The sequence below is a fragment of the Thalassorhabdomicrobium marinisediminis genome (assembly GCF_003072065.1).
Taxonomy (GTDB): domain Bacteria; phylum Pseudomonadota; class Alphaproteobacteria; order Rhodobacterales; family Rhodobacteraceae; genus Octadecabacter; species Octadecabacter marinisediminis.
The window spans coordinates 312,421-337,199 of record NZ_QCYG01000002.1; the positions used below are offsets into that span (position 1 = coordinate 312,421).

General features: G+C 63.8%; 20 protein-coding genes. 5 read left to right on the plus strand and 15 right to left on the minus strand.

From position 1 onward, the window contains the following. Positions 1 to 53: 53 nt before the first annotated feature. From DC363_RS03885 to DC363_RS03910, 6 genes are all read right to left on the minus strand, one after another. Entirely contained in the window at positions 54 to 992 is a 939-nt protein-coding gene (locus tag DC363_RS03885) for a sugar kinase (RefSeq protein ID WP_108639814.1), read from the minus strand. After that, the gene (locus DC363_RS03890; protein ID WP_108639815.1) at positions 992 to 2,041 is read right to left on the minus strand and encodes an L-idonate 5-dehydrogenase; all 1,050 of its coding nucleotides are present in this window, start codon (positions 2,039 to 2,041) and stop codon (positions 992 to 994) included. Before DC363_RS03890 ends, DC363_RS03885 begins: the two co-directional genes overlap by 1 nt. Before the next feature lie 8 nt (positions 2,042 to 2,049). Then, positions 2,050 to 3,327, minus strand: coding sequence for a TRAP transporter large permease (locus DC363_RS03895; protein ID WP_108639816.1), 1,278 nt, complete (start codon positions 3,325 to 3,327; stop codon positions 2,050 to 2,052). Further along, positions 3,327 to 3,824 (minus strand): TRAP transporter small permease, encoded by a 498-nt coding sequence (locus DC363_RS03900; protein WP_108639817.1) that lies wholly within the window; start codon positions 3,822 to 3,824, stop codon positions 3,327 to 3,329. Before DC363_RS03900 ends, DC363_RS03895 begins: the two co-directional genes overlap by 1 nt. A gap of 90 nt (positions 3,825 to 3,914) precedes the next feature. Next, on the minus strand, positions 3,915 to 4,892 hold the full coding sequence (locus tag DC363_RS03905) for a TRAP transporter substrate-binding protein (RefSeq protein ID WP_108639818.1): 978 nt from the start codon (positions 4,890 to 4,892) through the stop codon (positions 3,915 to 3,917). Continuing rightward, a complete protein-coding gene (locus tag DC363_RS03910) occupies positions 4,889 to 5,629 on the minus strand; it encodes a GntR family transcriptional regulator (protein ID WP_241962915.1) in 741 nt (246 codons plus the stop codon). Before DC363_RS03910 ends, DC363_RS03905 begins: the two co-directional genes overlap by 4 nt. Positions 5,630 to 5,757: 128 nt before the next feature. Between DC363_RS03910 and uxuA the strand changes: the two genes are divergently transcribed. Both uxuA and DC363_RS03920 read left to right on the plus strand, forming a co-directional pair. Next, entirely contained in the window at positions 5,758 to 6,969 is a 1,212-nt protein-coding gene (gene uxuA / locus DC363_RS03915) for a mannonate dehydratase (RefSeq protein WP_108639950.1), read from the plus strand. Next, positions 6,966 to 8,435 (plus strand): mannitol dehydrogenase family protein, encoded by a 1,470-nt coding sequence (locus DC363_RS03920; RefSeq protein ID WP_108639819.1) that lies wholly within the window; start codon positions 6,966 to 6,968, stop codon positions 8,433 to 8,435. The genes uxuA and DC363_RS03920 overlap by 4 nt, the downstream gene beginning before the upstream one ends. Before the next feature lie 24 nt (positions 8,436 to 8,459). On the opposite strand, the gene DC363_RS03925 is transcribed toward DC363_RS03920, so the two are convergent. Beyond that, entirely contained in the window at positions 8,460 to 10,112 is a 1,653-nt protein-coding gene (locus DC363_RS03925) for an alpha/beta hydrolase (RefSeq protein WP_108639820.1), read from the minus strand. Positions 10,113 to 10,128: 16 nt separating this feature from the next. Continuing rightward, the gene (locus DC363_RS03930; protein ID WP_241962916.1) at positions 10,129 to 10,695 is read right to left on the minus strand and encodes an HdeD family acid-resistance protein; all 567 of its coding nucleotides are present in this window, start codon (positions 10,693 to 10,695) and stop codon (positions 10,129 to 10,131) included. Between the two features lie 320 nt (positions 10,696 to 11,015). Here DC363_RS03930 and DC363_RS03935 point away from each other — a divergent pair, with 320 nt between their 5' ends. Further along, entirely contained in the window at positions 11,016 to 13,010 is a 1,995-nt protein-coding gene (locus DC363_RS03935) for a CocE/NonD family hydrolase (RefSeq protein ID WP_108639822.1), read from the plus strand. Between the two features lie 20 nt (positions 13,011 to 13,030). Here DC363_RS03935 and DC363_RS03940 read toward each other — a convergent pair whose 3' ends face one another. Genes DC363_RS03940 through DC363_RS03965 form a run of 6 tightly spaced genes read right to left on the minus strand, consistent with a single transcriptional unit; the run spans position 13,031 to position 20,757 of the window. Beyond that, entirely contained in the window at positions 13,031 to 15,325 is a 2,295-nt protein-coding gene (locus DC363_RS03940) for a S9 family peptidase (RefSeq protein WP_158270827.1), read from the minus strand. A gap of 10 nt (positions 15,326 to 15,335) precedes the next feature. Then, on the minus strand, positions 15,336 to 16,328 hold the full coding sequence (locus tag DC363_RS03945) for an ABC transporter ATP-binding protein (protein ID WP_108639824.1): 993 nt from the start codon (positions 16,326 to 16,328) through the stop codon (positions 15,336 to 15,338). Further along, on the minus strand, positions 16,325 to 17,308 hold the full coding sequence (locus DC363_RS03950; protein WP_108639825.1) for an ABC transporter ATP-binding protein: 984 nt from the start codon (positions 17,306 to 17,308) through the stop codon (positions 16,325 to 16,327). The genes DC363_RS03945 and DC363_RS03950 overlap by 4 nt, the downstream gene beginning before the upstream one ends. After that, on the minus strand, positions 17,305 to 18,210 hold the full coding sequence (locus DC363_RS03955) for an ABC transporter permease (protein WP_108639826.1): 906 nt from the start codon (positions 18,208 to 18,210) through the stop codon (positions 17,305 to 17,307). The genes DC363_RS03950 and DC363_RS03955 overlap by 4 nt, the downstream gene beginning before the upstream one ends. Beyond that, entirely contained in the window at positions 18,194 to 19,138 is a 945-nt protein-coding gene (locus DC363_RS03960) for an ABC transporter permease (RefSeq protein WP_108639827.1), read from the minus strand. The genes DC363_RS03955 and DC363_RS03960 overlap by 17 nt, the downstream gene beginning before the upstream one ends. Positions 19,139 to 19,167: 29 nt before the next feature. Further along, positions 19,168 to 20,757, minus strand: coding sequence for an ABC transporter substrate-binding protein (locus DC363_RS03965; protein WP_108639828.1), 1,590 nt, complete (start codon positions 20,755 to 20,757; stop codon positions 19,168 to 19,170). Positions 20,758 to 20,949: 192 nt separating this feature from the next. Between DC363_RS03965 and DC363_RS03970 the strand changes: the two genes are divergently transcribed. Both DC363_RS03970 and DC363_RS03975 read left to right on the plus strand, forming a co-directional pair. Further along, on the plus strand, positions 20,950 to 21,750 hold the full coding sequence (locus DC363_RS03970; RefSeq protein ID WP_241962917.1) for a carbon-nitrogen hydrolase family protein: 801 nt from the start codon (positions 20,950 to 20,952) through the stop codon (positions 21,748 to 21,750). A 23-nt stretch (positions 21,751 to 21,773) separates the two neighbouring features. Further along, positions 21,774 to 23,420 (plus strand): flavin monoamine oxidase family protein, encoded by a 1,647-nt coding sequence (locus tag DC363_RS03975; protein ID WP_108639830.1) that lies wholly within the window; start codon positions 21,774 to 21,776, stop codon positions 23,418 to 23,420. Between the two features lie 9 nt (positions 23,421 to 23,429). Here the strand turns inward: DC363_RS03975 and DC363_RS03980 are convergent, their stop codons facing one another. Next, positions 23,430 to 24,701: a DUF2254 domain-containing protein gene (locus DC363_RS03980; RefSeq protein WP_158270828.1), complete on the minus strand. Its 1,272-nt coding sequence runs from the start codon at positions 24,699 to 24,701 to the stop codon at positions 23,430 to 23,432. Between the last annotated feature and the right edge of the window lie 78 nt (positions 24,702 to 24,779).

The window sequence follows — 24,779 nt, forward strand, 5'->3', positions numbered from 1 at the left end:
CTCCGCGCCGCTTAGCCCTTTTGGAAATTCGGTTTCGGCTGCGATTTTACGCGTTAAGGCCGCTCGAACATTTGATCCCACAGCGCCCGCGGGACGATTGCGCCGGGATGTTTGACCACGGCCGTCGCGAAGTCGTGACCCTGCGCCATGGCATCGGCAACGAAGCCATGCTGCAGGTAGGCGCCGAGGAAGCCACCGGAAAAGCTATCTCCGGCGGCGGTCGTGTCGACGACGCCCTCGGCGGCGGGGAAATTCGCGGCGGGGTCGCCGTCGTCGTTGATTGCTACGGGGCCATTCTGTCCGCGTTTCAGCGCGCCCCTGCAGTCCGTATGGGCGTGAAACCGCGCCAGAACATCGGCTTCCCCGCCGCCAAACAGCGCGATCTCGTCGTCCACCGACGGCAAGGCAATGTCGCACAACGCCCATGCCCGCGCGACGGTGTGGCGGGCGGTTTCAAGGTCTTCCCACAATGTGGGGCGGTAATTGGAATCAAACGCGAACCGGACGCCGTCCTGTCGGCGCTGCGCAATCCACTCCAGCAGCGACGCCCGCACCGGTGCGGGCAAGATCGCCAGAGAAATTGCGGACATGTAAATCACGTCGAAACCATCCAGCGCGCTGAAATCGCAGGTCGCGCCGGTCTGAAACATGCGCCGGGCCGCGGAATTCTCGCGCCAATAGCCAAAGCTGCGCTCGCCCGAGGGGTCGTTGGAAATGGAGTATAGGCCGGGGCGCAGACCCTCGCGGCGTTCAATCTCGCCGGTCTCGACCCCCTCGGCCTGCATGAAGTCGATCATCTGGTCGGACATGCGGTCTGTCCCCAGCGCGGTCACGAAATGCACCCGATGGGGCTCGGGCAGGGCACGGCGCAAGTAGATCGCCGCGTTCAGCGTGTCGCCGGCGACGTTGAGCCTCGCCTCCCCCGGCAGGGACGGGGCGATGAGTTCGATCAGGGCCTCGCCCACACAGGCAATCCGAAGTGGCGAGGTCATCAGGCGGCGCCGTCGAGCTTGAGTTGCACTTTCACCGCTTTTTCGCGGTTGGCGGCGGTCTTGAACGCCGCGACCGCGTCTTCAAGGGGATAGGTCTGTGTCACGATCGGGGTGACGTCGATCACGCCGCGATCGATCAGGTCCACTGCCTGCGCGAATTCCGGGTGGAACCGGTGCGTGCCCTTGAAGGTGATTTCCTTGCCGACGATGGCGTTGATCGGCAGGTTCAGGTTTCCGGTGACGCCCACCTGCACGATTGTCCCGCGCGGACGCACCGCGGCGATGGCAGAGAGGATGGCCGGTTCCGCCGCCGAGCATTCGAACACCACATCGAAGGGGCCATGATCGGCCACGTGGCGGGTCACGCCCTCGGGGTCCGCGCCGATATTGAGGGTCGTCGTCGCGCCCATTTGCTCGGACACGCCCAGCGTGAAATCAAACAGGTCGGTCACGACGATGCTGCGCGCGCCCTGCATTTTGGCCACCGCAACGCAGAGCGCGCCGATGGGGCCCGCGCCGGTGACCAGCACGGACTTGCCCGCCAGCGGTCCGGCCTGCGCTGCGGCGTGCAGGCAGACGGCAAGGGGCTCGCTGCAGGCGGCATTGGCCAGCGGGGTATCCTTGCCAACTTTGAAGCACTGCCCCTGCTCGGTTACCAAGTGCGATCGGAAGCCCCCCTGCACATGGGGCACCGTGCGTGCGGAGCCCATGAAGCGCATGTTGGCGCAATGCTGGAAGTCTTCGCTTGCGCAATAGTCGCAGTCGAAACAGGGCCGGCTGGGGCTGACGGCCACACGGTCGCCGATTTGAAGATCACGCACCTGTGCGCCCACAGCCTCGATCACGCCGGAAACCTCGTGCCCCAGAATGATCGGCTCAACGACGCGAACGGGGCCGAAGCCGCCGTGCTGATAGTAATGCATGTCCGACCCGCAGATCCCGCCATGGGACATGGCAACGCGGACATCTCCGGGGCCAAGGTCGGGCAGGGCGACCTCATCAATGCGCAGATCGTTTTGTTTGTGAAGAACACAGGCTTTGACGGTCATGGTATTTCCTAGGGCATAAGGACAGAGGGCAGCCATGTGGAGATGGCGGGCACGTAAGACACCAGCAACAACACAAGGATGTTGGTGAGCAAAAACGGCAGGATCGCGATGACCACAGGCGTCAGCGGCAGGCGGGCGATGCCGGCGCAGACGAACAGGCAGACGCCCAGCGGCGGCGTGGTTAGGCCGATCATCAGGTTCAGCACGGCGAATGTGGCGAAATGCAACGGTTCGATATCCACCGCAACCGCCAGCGCCAGCAGCGGCACGAACAGGATGATCAATGCGGCGATTGTCTCCATGAACATGCCCACCAGCAAAAGCAGGATGTTGATGATCAGGATCACGAGGAATTTGTTGTCCGTCATCGACAGGACCGCCGAGGCAATGGCCTGCGGGATCTGTTCCGACACCAGAATCCAGCCAAAGACGTTCGCGAAGCCCACCAGCAAGAGGATGCCGGTCGCAGACACGGCGCTGTCCACGACGATCTTGGGAATCTCCCGCAGGGACAGTTCGCGGTAGATGAGCAAGCCGATGACCATCGCATAGACCGACGCGACGATGGCGGTTTCGGTCGGCGTGGCGATGCCGCTGAGCAGGCCGTAAAGGATGATGCCGGTCATCGCCAGCGCCCAGAACGCCCCACCGAAGGACCGGCCGATTTCACCAAGTCCCTGCCAGTCCTGTCTGGGGAAATCCTTTTTGCGGGCAATCAGATAGGTCGTCACCATCATGGCCAGCCCCATCAGGATGCCCGGAATGGCCCCGGCCAGAAACATCTTGCCCACGGAAATGCCCGAGAGCGCGCCGACGATGATCATCGGGACGCTGGGCGGAATGATCGGCCCCACGGTTGAAGAGGCCGCCGTGACCGCCGCCGAGAAATCGGCCGGATACCCGGCCTTTTTCATCCCCGGAATCATCACCCCTCCAATAGAGGCCGCGTCCGCCACAGCAGTTCCGGTGATCCCGCCAAACAGCATCGACGCGCCCACGTTGGTCAGACCAAGCCCGCCCCTGATCCATCCCACGAGCGAGTTGGCAAACCGGATGATCCGTTCGGTGATCCCGCCGCGGTTCATCAGGTTCCCGGCAAGGATAAAGCCCGGAATGCTGAGAAGCACGAAGACATCCATGCCCGCATACATCTTCTGCGGCATCACCACCGGCGGGATCCCCGTCACCAGAAGATAGCTAAGGGAGCTCACGCCCAGCGTTACGGCCACGGGCAGGCCGATCACCAGCCCGCCAACGAATACCAGGATCAAGATTGTAAGGCCCATCAGTCAAGATCCTCGCGCGGGTCTGCTTTGCCATCACGACCGGCGAACAGCATGCCGGCGACCCTGAAGGCTGAGAAAACAAATAGGGTGAGCAGCAGCCCGAAGACTGCGAAATGAACGAAATCCATGCGCAGCGTCATGGCGGGCGAGGTCTGCATCGCACCGATTGAGACATATTTCCACGCATGCGGAAGAAGATAGGCGCAAAGCACCGCCGTCACCGCAGCGGCGACCAGCCGCAGCCGCCGGGGCCAGCGCCCGCCCAGATTCTCACAGACCACATCGACGTTCACCAGATCGCCCGAGCGCAACGACAGCCCCGCGCCAAAGGCCACCATGTAGAGCATGGAGAAGCGGGTCAGCTCTTCGGTCCAGATCGGTGACGACCCGAAGGTGCGACCAAACACCTGTGTCAGGACCGTGACGATCAACACGAAAAAAGAGACACCGACGCCAATGCGGCAGACGGTGTAGAGGATGCTTTCAATTCTGGCCATGGGACTGCTTCCGGCTAGGGGCGGGTTCCGGGGAACGTCGCGGGATTGCCGACCAATGTGCCGGCAATCCCCTTTGTCAGGCTCGCGTGCTTAGTTGGCGAACAGGTCCTCGACGATCGGTTTGATCTCGTCGCTGACATTGGCAAGCACCGCATCCCGTGCCGCCGCCTGGAAGGCCGCGCCATCGACTTCGACGAAGGTCATGCCGTTTTCCTCAAGATAGGCCTTGTCGGCGGCCAGACTGTCGAGCAGCAGGCTGCGCTCGTATTCCTGCGCAGCGGCAGCCGCTTCCATAACGGCGGCCTGATCTTCTTCGGACAGTTTGGCCCAGGTGGATTCAGCGAGCGTCAGGTAGATCCAGGACCGCACGTGCTCGGTCTGGTTCACGTAGTCCTGCACCTCGTTGAAGTTTGCGGACCGGATCAGTGCGAGGGGGTTTTCCTGCCCTTCGATCACGCCGTTCTGGAGCGAGGTGAAAACCTCGGAGAAGGCCATCGGCGTGGGCGAGGCCCCGAGCGCGGACCAGACGTCAACGAAAAGCGGCACGTTGGGCACCCGCATCTTCATGCCGTTCAGATCGGCCGGCGTCTCGATCGGCCGCTGGGACGTCAGGTTGCGCGGGCCGCGTGCGAAATAGGCGATCGGACGCACCTGGGCGTTGGCGATGATCTGCTCTTCGATCTGGTCGCCGATCTCGCCGCTTGCCACTTCGTCCATATGCTCGAGCGAGCGATAGGCGTAGGGCACGGCCAGCAGGGCGGCCATCGGCGCCCAGTTCTGCAGGCTCTCGCCGGTGATCGTCATGTCCACGGTGCCCAGCTGCATGCCGTTGATCAGGTCGATCTCCTTGCCCAGCGATTCGTTGGGGAACACCTCAACGGCAATGCGACCGTCGGTCAGCGCGCTGAGTTCCTCAGCGAAGCGGACCGAGGCCAGATGCCAAGAGTTGTCCTCATTCGCGAGGTGCCCGAGCTTCAGCGTCAGGTCCTGGCTGAACGCGGCTGTGCCGGTGGCGATCGCCATGCAGCTTGCGGCTGCCAGCGTCGTCAGTTTTGAAATCAGTTTCATGGTCTCTCCTCCTGGTGTTGTGACTTTTTCTCGCCGGACAGGCCGTGCGAATTTTCGAAGTAGTCCGGGTAAAGGTCCTGAACGCGCGGCAAGCTGTTGAGAATCTCGCGCAGATGGGCGCGCATGGCGTCCTCTGCTCCGCTCACGGCTTTCTGCTCTATAAAATCGACGATGCGTTCGTGCTGATCGATCAGCTTGGCGATGGGGAATTCTTCGAAGGTGATGAACCGCACCCGATCCATTTGCGATTTGATGCCTTCAAGGAAGCCCCAGGATTTCGCGACCCCGGCGCCTTGGGCAAGCGTCATGTGGAACCGTTCGTCCAGCTCCATGAATCTTTCCGGCGAATCCTTGGAAACATCCCGTTGCAAGGTCAGCTGGGCGCGCAGGTCGCGGATCAGATGGTCGTGGCCTTCGGACGCAAGTTTGCGCGCGATGTCCGCCTCAACCGCTTCGCGCACGAAACGGGCGTTCAACACGGCGTTATAATCGATCTTGCAGACATAGGTGCCGCGCTGGGGGCGGACCTCGACCAGACCTTCGTTCATCAGGGTGATGAAGGCTTCACGCACCGGCTGGCGGCTGACGCCGTATTCTTTCGCGATTTCCGGTTCGGACAGGCGCGACATGGGGCGCAGGTCATTGCGGATGATGCGGCTGCGCAAGATGGCGCGCAGTTGCGGGCTCACCGCTCTGCGCTGATCCAGCGTCCACCCCTCAACTTCGACCAAGTCCACAGCGAAATCCTCCCGCTATTTCTATACTTGCCTACTTCCATACAAGTCAACAGAATGTTATGATCCAACTTAGGCCGGACTGGGGCCGACATCTTTTCAACGCGTTATGCGCGGCGGCGGAGGGCGACATGCAACAATCTTGGCGTTGGTTTGGACCACAGGACACGGTTTCGGTTGCCGATATGCGGCAGGCGGGCGTGGAGGGCGTCGTCAGCGCCCTGCATCACATCCCCAACGGGACGGTCTGGTCGCAGGCGGAGATCCAACAGCGGCAACAGCAGATTGCGCAAACCCCGGACGGGGTACCCACGGGTCTGGTGTGGAACGTGGTCGAAAGCCTGCCGGTGTCCGAGGAGATCAAGCAGCAGCGCGGCGACTGGCGGGCGCATATCGAAAACTACAAGCAAAGCATCCGCAATCTGGCGCAGGCCGGGGTGTCGGTCATTTGCTACAACTTCATGCCGGTTCTGGACTGGACGCGCACCGAGTTGGGGCACGAGCTGCCCAACGGTGCGCGGTGCATGCGGTTCGACGTCATCGATTTCGCCATTTTCGATCTCTTCGTGCTGGCCCGTGACGGTGCGCGCGATGACTTCCCCGCCGACGTCGTGCAGCAGGCGCAGGCCCGACGCGACGCCATGACCGATGCGGATCTTGACCGGCTGATGCAAAACGTCATCTGCGGGCTGCCGGGCGCTGAAGAAGGCTATTCCCTCGCCGATCTCCGGGCCCATCTTCGCGCCTATGACGGGATTGACGCGGACCGTCTGCGCCAACACCAGATCGATTTCCTGACCGAAGTGGTGCCCGTGGCTGAAGAGGTCGGCGCGCGCCTGTGTTGCCATCCCGACGATCCGCCCTTTGCGCTTTTGGGCCTGCCGCGCATCATGTCCACCGAAGAGGATTATGCCCGCCTCATGGCGGCTGTGGATTCGCCTGCGAACGGCATCACCCTGTGCAGCGGCTCGTTGGGCGTGCGCGCGGACAACGATCTGCTGGGCATGATGCGCCGTTTGGGATCGCGGGTGCATTTCGTGCATCTGCGCAACGTCCGGCGCGAGACTGAAGCCCTCCCGAATTCGTTTCATGAAGCCGCCCATCTCGAAGGCGTGACCGATATGGTCGATCTGATCGCGGCCATTCTGGATGAGGAACAGCGCCGCAAGGCCGAAGGCCGCAGCGATTGTGACATTCCGTTCCGCCCCGATCACGGGCAGGACATTCTGAGTGATCTGGGCCAGAACAGCCAGCCGGGCTATCCGGCGGTCGGGCGACTGAAAGGGCTGGCGGAATTGCGCGGCATCATCGCGGCGCTGTCGCATCCGGGCTCCGCCGCATGACCCGGCTGTCCGCGCAAACCCTCGCCGCGGTAGCAGAGACCGCTGCCCCCCCGCAGTATGACCGCGCAGCCCGGCGCGTCGGCATCGTGCATCTTGGTCTTGGCGCGTTCCACAAGGCGCATCAGGCGTTCTACACCGATGCGGCCATGGCCGCGCAGGGGGGCGACTGGAAAATCATCGGCGTAAGCATGCGCAACGAAGAGGTCGCGGCAGATTTCAACGAGCAGGACGGGCTGTTCACGATGCTTGAGAAAGGGGCGGAGGGGACGCGGGCGCAGATTATCGGCAGCATCGACCACGCCCTGTGCGCCCGCACCCAGCCCGATCAGGTGCTGCAGGCCTTGTGTGATGAAAACGTCCGCGTTGTCACCACCACGGTGACCGAAAAGGGCTACGGCATCGATCGCGCGACCGGTGGCGTCGATCCCTCAAACCCGGTCATCGCACACGATCTTGCCCGCGACAGCGCGCCGGTGGGTGCCATCGGGTTGATCGTGACGGCGCTGGAGCGTCGGCGTGACCGCGGCATCGCGCCTTTCACGGTCCTGTGTTGCGACAATCTGCCAGACAATGGCGCGTTCCTGCGCGCCGGCCTGATCGATTTCGCCCGTCGGCATGATCCGGCCCTTGGCCAATGGATCGCCGACACTGTGCCCTGTCCGTCATCGATGGTGGACCGCATCACCCCCGCGCAAACGGGCGAGACCCGCGCCCTTGCGCGTGCGTTGACCGGCACCGATGACGCGCTGGCAGTCGAGACCGAGCCTTTCCACCAATGGGTGATCGAAGACACTTTCCCGACCGGCCGGCCGGCATGGGAGGCTGCGGGCGCGATCTTCACCGAGGACGTCGCCGCCTACGAGAGCATGAAGTTGCGCTTGCTCAACGGCAGCCATTCGCTGATCGCGTATATGGGGCAGCTTCTGGGCAAGACCTATGTCCGCGATGTCATGGCCGACCCCTGCCTTGAGGTGATCGTGCGCCGGCATCTGCAGCAGGCTGCCGCGACCCTGCCTGCCCTCCCCGGGATCGATGTGCCACAGTATTGCGAGGCCCTGATCGCGCGCTTTCGCAACCCCAGCATCGCCCATGAGACGTTGCAGATCGCAAGCGACGGGTCCGAAAAGCTCCCCCAACGGATCTTTGCCCCCGCATCCGACGCCCTTGCCACGGATGGCCCCATTGACAGCTTCGCCTTCGTGGCCGGGCTCTGGATGTGGTATTGCAGGGGCGAGCTGCCTTCGGGCGCGGCGCTGAACGATCCGCGCGCGGACGGCCTCAGAGACGCAGCGGATGCCGGCACGCCCGAGGCCATTTTAGCAGGGTTCGAAGCCATAGAGGGGCTGATCCCGAGCGACGTGTCGGCCTCGCCCCGATGGCGCGGCGCCATTCTGGGCCTTCTGCAAGAGCTTTCAGACAAGCCCCTTGCGCGGATTATAGAAGCCACCTGCGAACAAGCAGACTGACGGCCGCGCATCGAACCGCGCCGGTCAGTCGTTGACGCAACCTTCGTCAAAGCCTCCGTCGCAATGGGCCATCAGGCGGGCGGTGTCGGCGTCGGTCCAGTTGGCCGGATCGGTGACGGCCACCCAGGGGCCGACGTAGTCGCGCCCGTAGTAGGCGTGTCCGTGCCCGTCAGGCGCGGTGTTCGCCAGCGCCATGTCCACGGCCAGCTGGAACTGCGTCACCACCGGTATGTATCGCATGAAGGGCGACACGTCCGGCCCCGGCGGCTCGGCCATCCAGACCGGCTTGCGATAGAGCGACAGCGTCTCGAAGAAGACGATCGGATCGCTGGAATACTGCAGGAACACGATCCGCATATTGCCCCAGCCCTCGGGCCCGCCGGCGTGCGTGTAGTGATTGGCGAACCGCACAAGCTGCCCTTCGCCCAGCTCCGGCGTGATATAGGGGCTGCCCGGGTTGCGCGAGGCCACGACCCTTTGCCACGTGACCGAGGGAAAGGGCGGGCCGGCCCAGACCGCGCCATTGATCGGATCGTCCAGCAAAGCGAACAGGTCCGTGCCGTGCATGGACGACCACGCGCCAAGGCTCAGCCCGTGGATATAAAGGCGGGGACGGGCGTCCTTTGGCAGGTCGCGCCAATAGGAATGCACCGCGCCGATCAGCGCTTCGGCCTGATCCAACCCCGCGCGGGTCTCGAGGATCAGGGCCAGCGGCGACTGGAAATAGGAATACTGCACGGCCACGGTCGCGATGTCCCCGTTGTGCATGTATTCGACCGTATCCACCGCGCCCGGGTCCATCCAGCCGGTGCCGGTGGGCATGGCCACGATCAACACCTCGCGGTCGAAGCCGCCCTGACGGATCAGTTCGGCCAGCGCCACGTCTGCCCTCTCTTGCGGGGTTTCGGCCTGCGCGCGTCCGACATAGACGCGGATCGGGTCCTGCGCCGCGCGTCCGGTGAAGGCCGAGATCGCGGCGGCGTCCGGTCCGGTCGTGACATAGTTCCGCCCGGGCTGGCCCAGCGTGTCCCAGTCGATCAGCGAGCCGGGCCCGGCGGGCCGGACCCCCTCGGGACGCGGCGGGGCCGTGTCGAACAGGTTCTGCGCCACGGTCACCGAGCTGTCCAATCCGGCGATCACCCGGTCGAGCACGCCGTCGCGCGTCACCACCACCACCACGATCACGGTCAGCAGGAACCCCGCCACGTTCGCCGTGCGTTCGGGCAGGTAGCGATAGAGCCATGTGCGGAAGCGGTCGAACAGCCAATGAAGCGCATAGCCCAGCAGGACCAGCGTCAGAAACACCGCAAGGGCGAGCGCGATGATACGGACGGTGTAGATACTGTCGACCAGCTCCAGCCCCATGCGCTCGCGGATGCTGTTCTGCCAATCGCGTGCGCGGAACAGACACCCGGCCAACACCGGAAGTACCGGAAGGCCAAGGATCACCTGTGCGATACGAACAGCGCGCCCGGTCGGCTCGGGAAGCTCCATCAGCCGCCAAAGCGATACCCCGATCCGCCCGATCAGATAGCCCACGCCCATCACCAGACCGCCCAGAATGCCCTGCACCAGCCAACTGCGCGGGATCAGGGTGGGCGTCAGAGAGGCTGCGAAGAACAGCAGCCCGAGGAACAAAGGCAGGACATACAGGCCGGTTCGGTCGAAATAGCGCATGCGCGGCCCTTCGGTGTTATGGCTGGCCCGCCTTGCGCAAGCGGAACGCCAATACCACGAAAAGGATGCCGAACACCACGGCCCAGAACCCGATCAGCCACGCGATCGACACCAATCCAGCATAGGGCAGGGCGATCACAGCGATGCCGAACAGGATCGACAAGACGCCGCTGAGGATCAAAAGCCACTCGCCTTCGATCTTCTTGCGCAACTGGACCGCCGCCACGATCCGCAGCACGCCGCCCAAGATCGACCAGACGGCGATCAGGATCACAAGAAAGAAGGCGGTAACCGCGGGCATGAAGAGCATGAGCAACCCGACCACGATGCCCAGCACCCCCTCGAACAGCCAGAACAGCCAGTTGTCCATCTGGTCGCGGTAGCGGATCGCGTCCACCGTGCCGACGATGCCGTCGAACAGGATATAGGCGCCAAAAAGCATCACCAGAAGTGACAGCGTCAGCCCCGGCCAGACGAAGGCGGCCACGCCAAAGGCAATCGCCGCAAGGCCGCGCAGCAGCAAAAGCCACCAATTGCGCTGCAAGAACTCCAGTGCCTCTTTCATCTCGGGGTGCCTGTCCACGATACGATCCTTTCCTGACCGGCCCTCGCCGCCGGTGTTTCTATCAGCGCCGCCGCGCCCCCCGTCCGGCTTTCGCCGTCCTGAGGCTTGGGCAGACCCTTCAAGAGTTGGCGCCTCACGGTGCGGAGTCAATATCTGCGCCAAGCGCCCGCCCTGCGGCACGAGGTCCCCTAAGGATAAATCCTGCCGAATGGGGTCTTGCCTCATGCCTGCAGGAATGACATCGGCGGAGCGAAAGGCGCGCCGCCAGCCGCTGCATTTTTTGCACTCGGCAAAGGCCGGTCTGCGCCCGTTTCGCACTGGCAAGAAAGGTAAAGAACATGGCCGAAGTTTTGGAACACGTCTGGATCACCCTGTCGGACGGGTGCCGACTGGGTGCGCGGATCTGGTTGCCCGAGGGCGCGCGCGATACGCCGGTTCCGGCCGTGCTGGAGTATATCCCCTATCGCAAGCGCGACGGCACCCGCACCCGGGATGAGCCGATGCACGGCTATTTCGCCGAGAACGGTTATGCTTCGGTGAGGGTCGACATGCGCGGCACGGGGGAATCCGACGGGCACATGGCCGATGAATATCTGGCGCAGGAACAGGACGACGCGCTTGAGGTGCTGTCGTGGATTGCCGCGCAGGACTGGTGCACCGGCAATATCGGCATGATGGGCAAGAGCTGGGGCGGCTTCAACTGCCTGCAGATCGCCGCCCGCCGCCCGCCCGAGCTCAAGGCCGTGATCCCGGTTTATTTCACCGACGACCGGTTCCGCGACGACATCCACTTCATGGGCGGCTGCCTTCTCAACGACAACATGTGGTGGGGCTCGATCATGCTGGCCTATCAGGCGCGGCCGCTCGACCCCGCGATCGTCGGCGACAGCTGGCGCGAAGACTGGCTCAAGCGCATCGACGATCTGCCGTTCTTCCCCGGCCTGTGGGCCGCACATCAGCGCTATGACGACTATTGGAAGCACGGCTCGGTGCAGGACGATTATTCCGACATCACCTGCCCCGTGCTGGCCTTTGGCGGTTGGGCGGACAGCTACACGAACTCGGTCCCGCGCATGTTGGAGAACCTCTCGGTGCCCAACCGCGGCGTCATCGGCCCCTGGGGGCACGTCTATCCCCACGACGGGGTGCCCGGTCCGGCCATCGGTTGGCTGCAAGAGGCCGTGCGCTGGTGGGACCAGTGGCTCAAGGGTGAAGAGACCGGCGTCATGGATGAACCGCAGCTTCGGGCCTATATCAACGACGCGGTCAAGCCCGAGGGCACGCGCACCTACCAGCCCGGCCGCTGGGTGAGTGAGGCTGAGTGGCCCTCGCCCGAGGTGGAGGGGCACCCCTTCTGGCTGACCCGTTCCGGTCTGTCTGACACGCCGGATCAGGGTGAGATGTCGATCCGGTCGCCGCAAAGCCACGGCAAGGCGTCGGGCGAATGGATGTCCGCCGGCGTCCCCGGTGAGATGCCGACCGACCAGCGGCTTGACGATGGCGGCTCGCTCAACTTCGACACCGACGTGCTGGCGGAAGACGTCGAGATTCTCGGGCGGCCCTATCTGGATCTGACCGTGACCTCCGACAGCCCGGTGGCGCAGATCGCCGTGCGGCTGAGCGATGTTCTGCCCTCGGGTGAGGTTCTGCGGGTGAGCTATCAGGTCCTGAACCTGACGCACCGCGACAGTCACGCAGCGCCCGCGCCGCTGGAACCGGGTAAGCCCACGAAGGTGCGCGTGCCGCTGCACATGTGCGGCCACCGCTTCGCTGCCGGGCACAAGATCCGTGTCTCTGTTGGCACCGCCTATTGGCCGATCGTCTGGCCCGCGCCCTATGCGGCCACGCTCTCGTTCGACCTGGCCGATGCCTGCCTGACGCTGCCGCGCCGGGCTGGCGCGGACACCCACGATCTGACGTTCCCCGAACCCGCGCACGGGCCGTTCACCCCGATCACGCAGGTCGATCCCGGGTCTGTCGCGCGCAGCTCGACGCAGGATCACCTGACCGGTGAGACGGTCTATGTGACCGATGGGGTTGGCGGGGTCTTCGGTGAAGGCGTGTTGCGCTTTGACGAGATCGGCACCCAGATCGCCCATTCCCTGCGCCGTGAGCTGCGTATCCGCGACGACGACCCGCTGTCCGCCCGCGCAGTAATCGAGCAAAGCTACGACACGGTGCGTGAGGATGCCGTCCTGCGGACGGAAACCCGGCTCGAGATGTCCTCGACCGAGACGGAGTTCCACATCCAGGGCGTGTTGCGGGTGTTCGAAGATGGGCAGGAGTTGCGCCAGCGCGAATGGAATGAGGTCATTCCCCGCAACCTGATCTGACTGAAAACGGAAACCGGGGGTCAGCCCCCGGTTTCCGGCTGCAACTGACGCAGCAGAAAATCGATCTCGCGCCGCAGCACATAGGGGCTGCGCGAGAACGTGTAGTGATCGTCATTCGGGGTGATCAACATCTCGAAGGTCTTCCCGGCCTTGATCAGCGCCGCCGCAAGCCGCTGGGTCTGGGCGGGATGCACGTTGTCATCAATATCCCCATGCCCCAGCAGCAAGGCCCCGCGCAGGTGTTCGGCGCGGCTGGAATTGTCCGCCGCATCGTAGTTCGTGCTGCCGTCGGCGTGGCGCACCAGCCGCCCTTGCCATTTCTCAGGCCAGCAATGGTTGTAAAGCTGCGGATCGTGGCTTCCGGCGGTGGCGATGGCGGCGCTGTAGGTGTCGGGATGATCGAACAGAGCACGCGCTGCCGCATGACCGCCCGCCGAATGCCCCATGATCGCGATGCGCGCGGGGTCGATCTGCGGATAGGCAGCGCAGAGATCGGCAATCGCCTTGGCGTGATCGTTCAGATGTCCGGGGTTGTGAAGCTGGCCGTGACACAGGTCATGCAGCGCCTTTTCCCGGAACGGGGTCCCGCGTGCATCGATGATGACGACGCCGATCCCCAGCCGCACGAGTGCGTTGGCCAGCGCCGCCTTGGCGAACTCGCCAGCGTCCGCAGGGAAGGGGGACAGGGTTTGCTCGATGCATTGCGGGCCGGGGTAGATCAGTTCGACCATGGGGACCGAGGCCGGAGCGGTCTTGTCCTTTGGCAGCCAGACCTGCGCGAAGATTTCGGTCGCATTGTCCGCGGCCAGCGTGCTGAACGTCGCGGGCCAGACCAGATCGTTCGCGGTGCTCTGCGCGGTCTCGAGCTCGGCGATGACCGAGCCGTCACGCCGACACAGGCGGGCGCTGGGCAGGCGGTCCGGGGGCGCATGGCTATAGACGAAATAGGCGCAATCCGGTGAGATCGAGTGCGATCGCGCACCGAGCATCCCCGCGCGTTGAACCATATCCTCCCACCCGACGACATGCAGCGGCACGTCGCAATCGCCGGCCTCGGGTGTCAGCACCGTGACCTCTCCGGTATCAAGGTCGGCGCTGCACAGGCTGCGTTGATAGGGCGTCTGGTTCTTGCCGATGCCCCCCGCGAGAAAAAAGACTGTGCGCGCCTCTTCATCCAGTGCCAGGATGTCGCGCACCACCCAAGCGCCCTTGGTGATCTGCTGTTTTGTCGCACCGCTGGACAGATCGACCAGATACAGATGCGCCCAGCCGTCGCGCTGCGAGAACCAGATCGCCTCATCGCTCTTGTCGAGGATCATGATGTTCGGCCGCCGCGCGTATTCCATATTCACGTCGACGAAATAGTCCGAGGTTTCGCGAATGATCTCGCGCCGGGCACCTGTTGTCCGGTCCACCTCGATCAGCGCGATCCATTGCTCATAGCGGTCGTGATCCACGAAGTAGAACCGGCTGCTGTCATGGCTCCACCATGTTTCCGCCCGCTCGATCAGGCTCGTTTCGGTCACATGGACCGGCCCGCCCTGTTGCCAGACAATCTCGCCCGTAAGGGTGTCGATCACCGCCTGATGCGCCATCGGCAAGTCTACATCGCCGGTGAAGGCGATGCGCAGGTCGTGCAGCACCGGGCGGCGGCTGCCGTCGTCGGGGACGTTCTGCACCATGGGGAAGGACCGGACGTTGCGTTCATCAAGCCGAAAGGTCAGCACGTGCCGCCCGTCCGGGGCCCATTGGGCAATGGGCGGCAAGCGGATGCCTTCGCGAAGGATGCGCATGGATTCGAGGTTCTGGTCAGGCGATTTCGCCCATTCGAAATGCGGCTCCGCGCTCTGCGTCAGGCGGGTTTCGGTGCCGCTGGCCACGTCGCGCAGCCACAGGTCCCCGTCCTTGCGCAACAGCGCACGGGTGCCGTCGGGCGAGGTCAGGGCATCAGACGACACGCGCGGCATTGCCTGCAGGGTCAGGGTTTCGCCATCAAAGCTGTAGGACCGCCCGTCCAACCCGATCAACCCGTCGCGGTCCAGCAGTTCGACACGCTCAAGCGCCGCTTCCGGTTCCGTCGTCACCGCCGCCAAAGCCCGTGACAAAGCATCGGTGGCAAACGCCAGCCGCTGATCGCCGCTTTCGGCGTCGACGATAACGAATTCGACCCCCTCGGCGGTCTGGCGGCGATACCAGAAGCCACGGGAATCGGGAAACCAGTGTGGGTCAACGCGCAGCGTTGTGAACGTTTTGCGCAGGTTCCACGGCATAAGCGGGGCGATCTGCGCCCACAGCTCATCGGTCAGACCGGTCATGACGACCTCCTTATTCGGTGGGGGTGCCGTCCGGGCCCAGCGGGAAATGGCAGGTGAACCGGCGGCCGTCGGGCGCGGTGCGCACTTCGGGCGGATCATAGGTGCACCGCTCGCGCGCGAAGGGGCAGCGGCCGTGGAACTCACAGCCCGGGGGGCGCGCCAGAAGGCTCGGCACCTCCCCCTCAAGCCGGATGCGCCCGTCGGCGACGTCCACTTCGGTGGTGGGGTTGGCCGACAAAAGCGCCGCCGTATAGGGATGCTTGGGATGGTCGAAGATGTCCTGCGTCTCGCCGATCTCGACGATGCGGCCCAGATACATGATCGCCATGTGATCCGCCACGTGCCGCACGATGTTCAGGTTGTGGGTGATGACCAGCAACGCCAGATTGAGCTTTTCGCGCAGATCGTTGAGCAGGTTCAGAACCTCGCCCTGAACCGAGACGTCAAGCCCGGCGGTGGGCTCATCCGCGATCACCAGTTTTGGCCCGAGCGCCAATGCACGGGCCACGCCCACGCGCCGCGCCTGCCCGCCTGACAACTCATGCGGGCGGCGGTCGGCCATGGTGGCGGGCAGGCCCACCAGCGTCAGCATCCGCGTCACTTCCGCGTCGGGATCGTCGGGCATCATGCCGTGGATCTGGAACGGCTCGAGCAGCAGGGCGCGTACGGTGTAGCGCGGCGAGAGGGAGCTGACGGCATCCTGAAAGATGAACGCCACATCCCGGCGCAGCGCCTTCTGGTCGGACTTCGGCAGCGCGAGCACGTTTTGCCCGTTGAACAGCACTTCGCCGCTGGCATCCTCGCCCATACCGGCGATGGCGCGGGCCAGCGTCGTCTTGCCGGACCCGGATTCCCCAACAATCGCCAGCGTCTGCCCCTCTTTGAGGTCCAGCGACACGCCGGCGACGGCCTTGATGTAGGTCTTGGGCGAGAACAGGCTTTTCAGCCCGCCGCCCACTTTAAACCGCGATTCCAGATCGCGGACGGTCAACAGGTCGTTCATTGCGGCACCTCCGGATCGCGCAGATGGCATTTCACCATGTCAGAGCCGCCCGATTGCACCCGGCGCGGGTGGATCTCGGCGCAGGGGCCGAACGCCTTGGGGCAGCGTCCTTCGAAGACGCATCCGGGGGGAAGGTTGATCAGGCTGGGCAGCTCGCCCCCGATGGTCGGCAGGTGCCGCGTGCGTTCGGGGATCTGCGCCGGATCGCAGTTGAACAGCAGCTCGGTATAGGGATGCTGGGGCGCGTCGAACACCGCGCGGGTCGGGCCGCTTTCGACCATTTCGCCCGCATACATGATGTTGACCGATTGGCAGAGCTCGGCCACGACGCCCAGATGGTGGGTGATGAAGATGATCGCGCAGCCGATGTCCTGCTGCAAGTCGCGCAGCAGGTCGATGGTCGTCAGCTCCAGCGTGGCGTCAAGGGCGGTGGTCGGCTCATCCGCGACCAGCACATCGGGCTCGGCCATCAGCGCCATGGCGATGGCAATGCGCTGCCGCATGCCGCCAGAGAACTCGAAGGCATATTGATCAAGCCGCGATTCCGGATCGGGAATCCGCACCTTTTGCAGCATTTCCACGGCGCGGTCGCGCTTCTCGCGCTGGCTGATGTTGTGGCGGAACTGGATGTCGGTCATCTGCCGCCCGATGGTCAGCACCGGATTGAGCGATTTCATCGGGTCCTGAAACACCGCCGAGATCCGGTCGCCCAGCAGGTTGCGCATCTGCTTGGGGCGCAGCGTCAGCAAGTCGGTGTCGCCCAGCATGATCTGGCCGGACTCGGTCACGGCGGCCGAGCTTTGCAGCCCCAGAATTGTCTGCATCAACGTGGTCTTGCCGCAGCCGGATTCGCCGACCAGACCGACAATCTCACCACGTGGGACGTTCAGGTTGATGTCGCGCAGGGCGCGCAGCTTGCCGCCCGGCACCTTGTAGCTGATGTTGAGGTCGCGCACTTCCAGCGCGTTCTGAACGCTCATTTCTGACCTCCGAGTTTCGGGTCAAAGGTGTCGCGCAGCGCCTCGCCCAGGAAGGTGAAGCCAAGCGTCGTGATGACAATCGGCAGACCGCCGGCGATCACCGGCCAGGCGCTGTCCCGGATGTAGGAGAAACCGTCGAACAGGATGCTCCCCCATGACGGGGTGGGCGGGCGCACGCCAAGCCCCAGAAAGCTCAGCCCGGCTTCGATGCCGACGACCACGGGAATGTCCATCGCGCCGACGATCAGAATGGGACCGATGATGTTGGGCAGCACGTGGCGCAGCATGATCCGCGCTTGCGATGCGCCAAGGGCATGTTCGGCGTCGATGAACTCCGCGCGGCGGATGGCCAGCGTCTGGGTCCGCGCCATACGCGCATAGGCGGGCGCGTTGACCAGAACCACCACCAGCAGCACCGCATAGACGCTGGGCCCGGTCACGGTCACCAGCAGCAGCGCAAGCATCACTGTGGGGATCGATTTCATCGCGTCGAACAGCAGCAGCATCACGTTGTCGAGCCAGCGCGGCCCGTAGCCCGCAATCAGCCCGGCGGCAACGCCTGTGATCATGGCAATCGCCGTCGCCCCGATGGAGACGGTCAGCGCAATCCGCGCGCCATAAAGCACACGGGTGAACAGGTCCCGGCCAAGGTTGTCGGTGCCAAGCCAGTTGTCCGTGCTGGGCGGCAGGAACCGGTTGATCGGATTCAGGGCGACCGGATCATGGGGCGACAGGCCGGCCAAGAGCGCACCCGCGACGGTAAGCGCGATCAGGAACAGCCCCAGCGCGCCCAGCGGGTCCGAGACGAGCCGCGCGAAGGAGCCCTTGCGCCGCGCCACCGGCGCGGCCGTCGCGGGTTCGGGCGCGGGTTCGGGCGTCGGGATATCAGCGGGAGAGGTCATGTCGCACCTTCGGGTTGAGCCACGCCACCAGAAGATCGGCGGCGAGATTTACGATGACGAAGAAGATCGTGGTGACCAGAACCGCGCCCGTCACGATGGGATAGTTGCGCGAAATGATCGCGTCGAACACAAGTTTGCCGATGCCGGGGCGGCCGAAGACCACCTCGGCGAAGACCGCGCTCGACAGCATCTGGCCGATGCCGATGCCCAGAACCGTGATCATCGGCAGGATCGCGATCCGCAGGACGTAGTCGAACATGATCTTGTTCTCCGAGAGGCCAAAGGCGCGCGCCGTGCGCACGTGACCTTCGTTCATTTCTTCCAGAATCGAGGCCCGCAGGATCCGCGCGATATAGCCGATCCACGCCAACCCCAAAGCCAGAGAGGGCAGAACGAGCCGGTGCAGACGGTCCCAGAAGCCGGTGCCTGCGCCGATGGCCGGGAACCAGCCGAGCTGGATCGAAAAAACCAATAGCAGGTAGATCGCGATCACGAAGGCGGGCACCGACATGACCGACACCGACAGGACCGAGCTGATGCGGTCGATGATGCCGCCGCGATACCGCGCCGAGAGGATGCCCAGCAGCACGCCGGGGATCAGCGCCACGATGACCGAGCCGAGCACGAGGTAAAGCGTGTCGGGTAGCTGCGACAGGACCGTGTTCAGGACCGGTTCGCCGCTGACGGCGTCGCGCCCCAGATCCCCGCGCAACAGGGATGTGAAGAAGTTGTAAAGCTGGACCAACAAAGGCTGGTCCAGCCCCATCCGTTGCCGGAATTCCGCAACCAGTTCCGCATTCGCCCGTGGCCCCAAGGCGACCCGGGCAGGGTCGCCCGGGATCGCGTAGGTCAGCAGGAAAAGCGCCACGATGACGATCACGACAACGAGTACGGAAAGCAGCAATCGCTTGATGAAATAAAGCGCCATGCGCCCTCGCTTCTCTTAGGTTACAGGCCTCAGGATGGTTCGAATTCGTAGAACACCGGCACACCGTCCGGACGCAGGGCCGGATTGACCGTGTCCCGCACGAGTGAGCCGACAGGAACGAAGTTGAGGAACACGAAGTCGCCGGATTCCTCCATCAGGTCCTGCATCCGCTTGTACATCTCGTCACGCTTTTCGGTGTCGAGTTCGATCTGCGCGGCCTCCTGCAGCTCGGCGAATTCGGCATTGTCGAAGCCCTGCCAGTTCCAGACTCCGATCTGCTGCGGGGTGAACCACATGGTCGCCCAGCTTGGATCGGGCTGCATCGAGAAGCGCATCAGGAACAGCTGGATGTCGAGGTATTGGTCGCCTTCATCCTTGCTGCCAAGGCTCCAGTAGGTGCCGCTCTCATACTGGTTGATCGTCACCTGAATGCCGACCTCGGCCAGGTTGGCCTGAATGACCTGCGCCGCTGCGAGGTTTTCCGCCGTCTGCTGGATCGAGATCGTCAGGTTGAGGCTGTTGGCAACGCCGGCTTCCTCCAGCAGGCGCTTGGATTCTTCCACGTCACGGTCATAAAGGTTCGCCTCGCGGCTGCCGATCAGCGCGGGCGCGATGATCCCGGCGGCGGGTTCCGCGCCACCCAGCGAAGAGGCATCGACAACGGTCTTGCGGTCCACGGCAAGCTGGATCGCCCGGCGCACGTTCTTGTCTTTGAGCTGGTCGTTCAACTCGTTGATGCCCATCCAGTAATAGGCCAGCCCGTCAAAACGCTCGAACGTGGAGCCTGCGGGCGGGTTGGACATGTAGCGCGGGATCGAAGAGACGCTGATCTCGGCAAAGTCCAGATCGCCGGCTTCAAAGCCCAGCTCGGCGGTCTTGGGGTCTTCGATGGGGATCAGGTGGATCTCGTCATAGGCGACGTCGGTCAGCGTCCAGTCGGGGTTCCGCTCAAGGATAAGGCGGGTCTTGGGCTGCCAGTCCTTGATCCGGTAGGGGCCAGAATAGACCGGAGGCTCAACCGAGAATTGCCCGCCCGCAGCTTCGATGGCGGCCTGCGGCAGGATCACCCCGCTCACGCCCGGAAGCGTGGTGGTGAACAGTGGCGCGAAAGGCTCGGTCAGAACGATGACGCCGGTGTATTTGCCGGTGACTTCCACGTGATCCAGCGTCGCCCAGTCTTCCTTGTAGGGGGAGTTCAACTCAGGGTCGGCGATCCGCTCGAACGAATATTTCGCGTCTTCGGCGGTCATCTCACCGTAGTCGCCGGAATACATGATGCCTTGGTTCAGCTCGAACCCGATGTGGGTTTCGTCGATAATCTCATAGGATTTCATGGCGACGGGCTTGGTCTCGAAGGCATCGACGCCGGTTTCGTAGCCCATCGAATGGGCGAACAGGCAGCGGATGACCAGCGAATCGACCTCGGACGTCCAGAACGCGGGGTCGAGGTTGGAGATGTCCGCATAGACGCGGGCGGTCAGGATGCCGCCTTCGACATGGCTCTCGGCGATGGCCGACGATGCGAATGGCAGCGCGCCAAGACCGGCAGCCGCCCCCAGCGTCGCACCGGTGCCGATGAAGCCGCGGCGTGTCAGAGTGTTCTTGTTGTTCCGTTCCATCACAAACCTCTTGAAGTGTTCAGACGCAGGGATTGCGCCGTTTCGGGGCTTACTTTCATTGATATGCTTGGGATTCAACTGGGTTTCCCAGGGTCAAGCTAGCACAGTCCCGCCAGAATACATGGCAATTCGCGCCATCGCGGCGGGGCCGGTCCGGCTTGCAGTTCGCGGCAAATTGGCGAAGCTATGGGCATGGCCAACAGACAGGAGGCTGAGTTGAAAATCGCCGTTTGGCAGACCGAACCCGTCCACGATCCCCGAGAGGCGTTGCAGGCGCTGGACGCCGCCGCCGCGCGCGCGAGAACGGTAGGGGCCGAGGTTCTGGTGACGCCCGAGATGTTTCTGGGCGGCTACAACATCGGACCCGCGCGCTGCGATGCGCTCGCGGGCATGTCGGGCGAATTGATCGACGGGCTGGCGTCAATTGCACGGGCACATGGGCTAGCGCTTGTCGCGGGGCTTGCCTTGCCATCCGAAGATCGCCCCTGGAACGGGGTCGTCGTCCTGTCCGCCCAAGGAGAGGAGCTTCACCGCTACCACAAGACCCACCTTTACGGCGATGTGGACCAGACGCAATTCTGCGCCGGTGAGAGCCTGTCCGGCGTCTTCGAGCTCAACGGATGGGCCGTGGGCGTCGCGATCTGCTATGACATTGAATTCCCTGAACTCGCCCGCACACTGGCCTTGCGCGGGGCCGATATTCTGCTGGTGCCCACGGCCAACATGAAACCCTTCGACAGCGTCGCCACGCGCCTTGTCCCCGCCCGCGCGGAAGAGAATGCGATCTTTGTGGCCTATGCGAATTACGTCGGGGTTGAGGGCGCGTTTCACTATGGCGGGCTGTCGTGCATCTGCGCGCCCGATGGCTCCGACCTTGCCCGCGCATCGGATGCTGGCCCCGATCTGTTGGTCGCGGAGGTCCGCCGCGACGATCTTGCGCGCAGTCGCACGTTGCAAACCCATCAAAACGACCGCAGAACGGACCTTTACTGACCCCCAATCCGCAAGGGTGCCCCATGAATAAAGTTTCCGTTTTCGGTCCGGATTTCCCGTTCGCCTATGATGACTGGATCAGCCACCCCGCTGGTCTGGGGCACCTGCCCGACACCGCGCACGGCGCCAAGGTCGCCATCGTCGGATCGGGGGCGTCGGGTGTGATCGCGGGCTACGAGTTGATGAAGCTTGGCGTGCGCCCTGTGGTGTTCGAATCGGGCCAGTTCGGCGGGCGTCTGCGCTCACAGGCGTTTGAAGGGGCAGACGGGGTGATCGCCGAGCTTGGCGGCATGCGGTTCCCGGTCTCATCCACCGGGTTTTATCACTACGTCGATATGCTGGGCATCGAAAGCATGCCCTTTCCCAATCCGTTGACCCCGGCCGCCGGCTCGACCGTCGTCGACCTTCTGGGGGAAACCCACTACGCGGAATCGCTGGATGATCTGCCGCCCCTGTTTCACGAGGTGGCCCAGGCCTATGACCGCGCGCTGGAAGAGGGCGCGAATTTCACCGCACTGAAGCAGGCGATCCGCGACCGCGACAGCGCCCGCATCAAGGAAATCTGGAACCCCATCGTCGAGCAATGGGACGAACGGACGTTCTATGATTTCGTCGCCTCCTCCGACGCGTTTCAGGCGCTGTCCTTCCACCACCGCGAGGTGTTCGGTCAGGTCGGCTTCGGCACCGGCGGCTGGGATTCGGATTTCCCCAACTCGATGCTTGAAATCCTGCGGGTCAATGTCACCGAATGCGACGACCATCAGCGCTATATGGTCGGGGGCGTGGGGCAGGTGCCGCACAAACTGTGGGACCATGCGCCGATCTCGATCACCCATTGGCCGGCGGGCACGACGCTGTCCAAACTCAACGGCGGGGCGACCCGCTCCGGCGTGACGCGCATCCGCCGGGTGGGCGAGAAGTTCGAGGTCACCGACCAGTGGAAACGGGTCGAGGTTTTCGACGCGGTGCTGGTCACCTGTCAAAGCCACATGTTGTCCACCGTGATCGACACCGAGGAATCACTGTTCGCGCAAGACCTCTGGATGGCGCTGGACCGGACCCGCTACATGCAATCGGCCAAGACCTTCGTGATGGTCGACCGGCCCTTCTGGAAGGACAAGGACCCTGACACCGGTCGTGATGTCATGTCGATGACCTTGACCGACCGGATGACGCGGGGCACCTATCTGTTCGACAACGGCCCCGACAAGCCCTCAGTGATCTGTCTGAGCTATTCGTGGATGACCGACGCGCTCAAGGTGCTGCCTTTGCCAGTCGAGCGGCGCGTGGATCTGGCGCTCACCTCGCTGGCGAACATTTACCCCGATGTGGACATCCGGTCGCATATTTTGGGCGATCCGATCACGGTGAGCTGGGAAAACGATCCGAACTTTCTGGGCGCGTTCAAGGGCGCCCTGCCGGGGCATTACCGCTACAATCACCGCATGTTCGGTCATTTCATGCAGGACGATCTGCCGCCGCACGAACGCGGGATCTTCATGGCCGGCGACGGGGTCAGCTGGACGCCGGCCTGGGTCGAAGGGGCGGTGCAAACCTCGCTCAACGCCGTCGCGGGGATCATTCGGCATCTGGGGGGCGGCTTTTACCCCGAGAATCCGTCGCCTTGCGATAAATACGCCGAATGGGGGCCGGTGAAGCTGCCGGACTGACGCGGCCCGTCAGCGCGTCCGCTGACCGATCGAGGATCGGCCCGCGGCGTAGCGCGTCTGCTCGGACAGGGTCACCAGACCGGTCTCGGCGTTCTCGTCCACCGCAGCGTGAAGCTGGTCGATCATGTCGTGGGCATCGGCGTTGCAGGTCTGCCGCAGAGCATCGAGCGCGCGGTGAATGCCAAGCAACAGGTCCACGAACTTCGCCCCGTCGCGGGAAATATCGCGAAAGGCGGTGTCGATCAGCACGCTGTCCGGCGTCGTCGCCACATAGACGTTGTTGAACCGGTGTTCGTTGTCGTCGGTCTCGATCTTGAAGGCATCCCACAGCAAACGCTCAAGCCGTGACACGACCTCGACCGCGGTGCCGGGGTCGTTGATCCCGGGCGACAGCGCCTTGGTCGCGGTTTCGCGCAGCGCGGCGATGGCATAGCGCGCGTCCTGATCGTAGGAGCGGTTCTTGCCGATCCAGAAGCAAGCGGCCACGTCGTCGGCGTCCACCTCCTTGGTGGACCGGGCCAGCGGTTGCCCCTCCAGCAACAAATCCCCGGGCAGGTGGACGGCATAGATCTCGGCCTGCACCTTGTTCGCGATGTCGCTTAGCTCCTGCACGTCGATCCAGCGCAGAAATCCCGATTGCGGCACTTTGATCGTGTAGCTGGCCGAAACGGGAATGCCGTCCTCGGGCATCGGCATGCCGCCCAGATGGGGGCGGCGCTGGATGCCGTCGAGCGTCTCACGCGCGGTGCGTTCGGCCCGCTCCAGCGCATAATCCACGCTGCCGATCCGCGACAGTTGGCGAATCCAGCGGATCAGCGAGACGATGATCAACGCCACGATGGCCACGGTGGCGGCGAAGACGATCACGGTCGCGCCCTCGCTATAATAATGCGCTCCGAACAGGATGATCGACAGCAGGGCAAAGGCGAAAGCGCCGATGAAACTGGCCAGCATGGACTGGGTCGAGGTGTCTTCCATCAGCAAGCGGTGGATGCGGGGCGTGGTCTGGTCGGCCAAGGACCGGTGGGACGACACCATCACCCCCAGCGAGAACGTGGCCACCGTCAACATGCTGCTGGCCAGAATGGTCAGGATCGGCATGAGCGCGTCTTCCGTGAACCGTTCCTTGAGGTTTTGCGGAATCCATGTGTCCAGCAACGGAGCAGACAGGGCGGCGATCAGCGACAGCGCAATGATCAGCGCCACGCGCACCCAAAGGATGCGGCTGACCCGCCGCAGAGAGGCAAACCAGCCGAAGACATCGGGACGGGGAAAATTCAAGTGTCGGCTCCTCATCCGAACTGCGGGATGAGCAACAACCTAAGGCAAAAGTCGCCGAATGCCACGGGCTGACCGCGC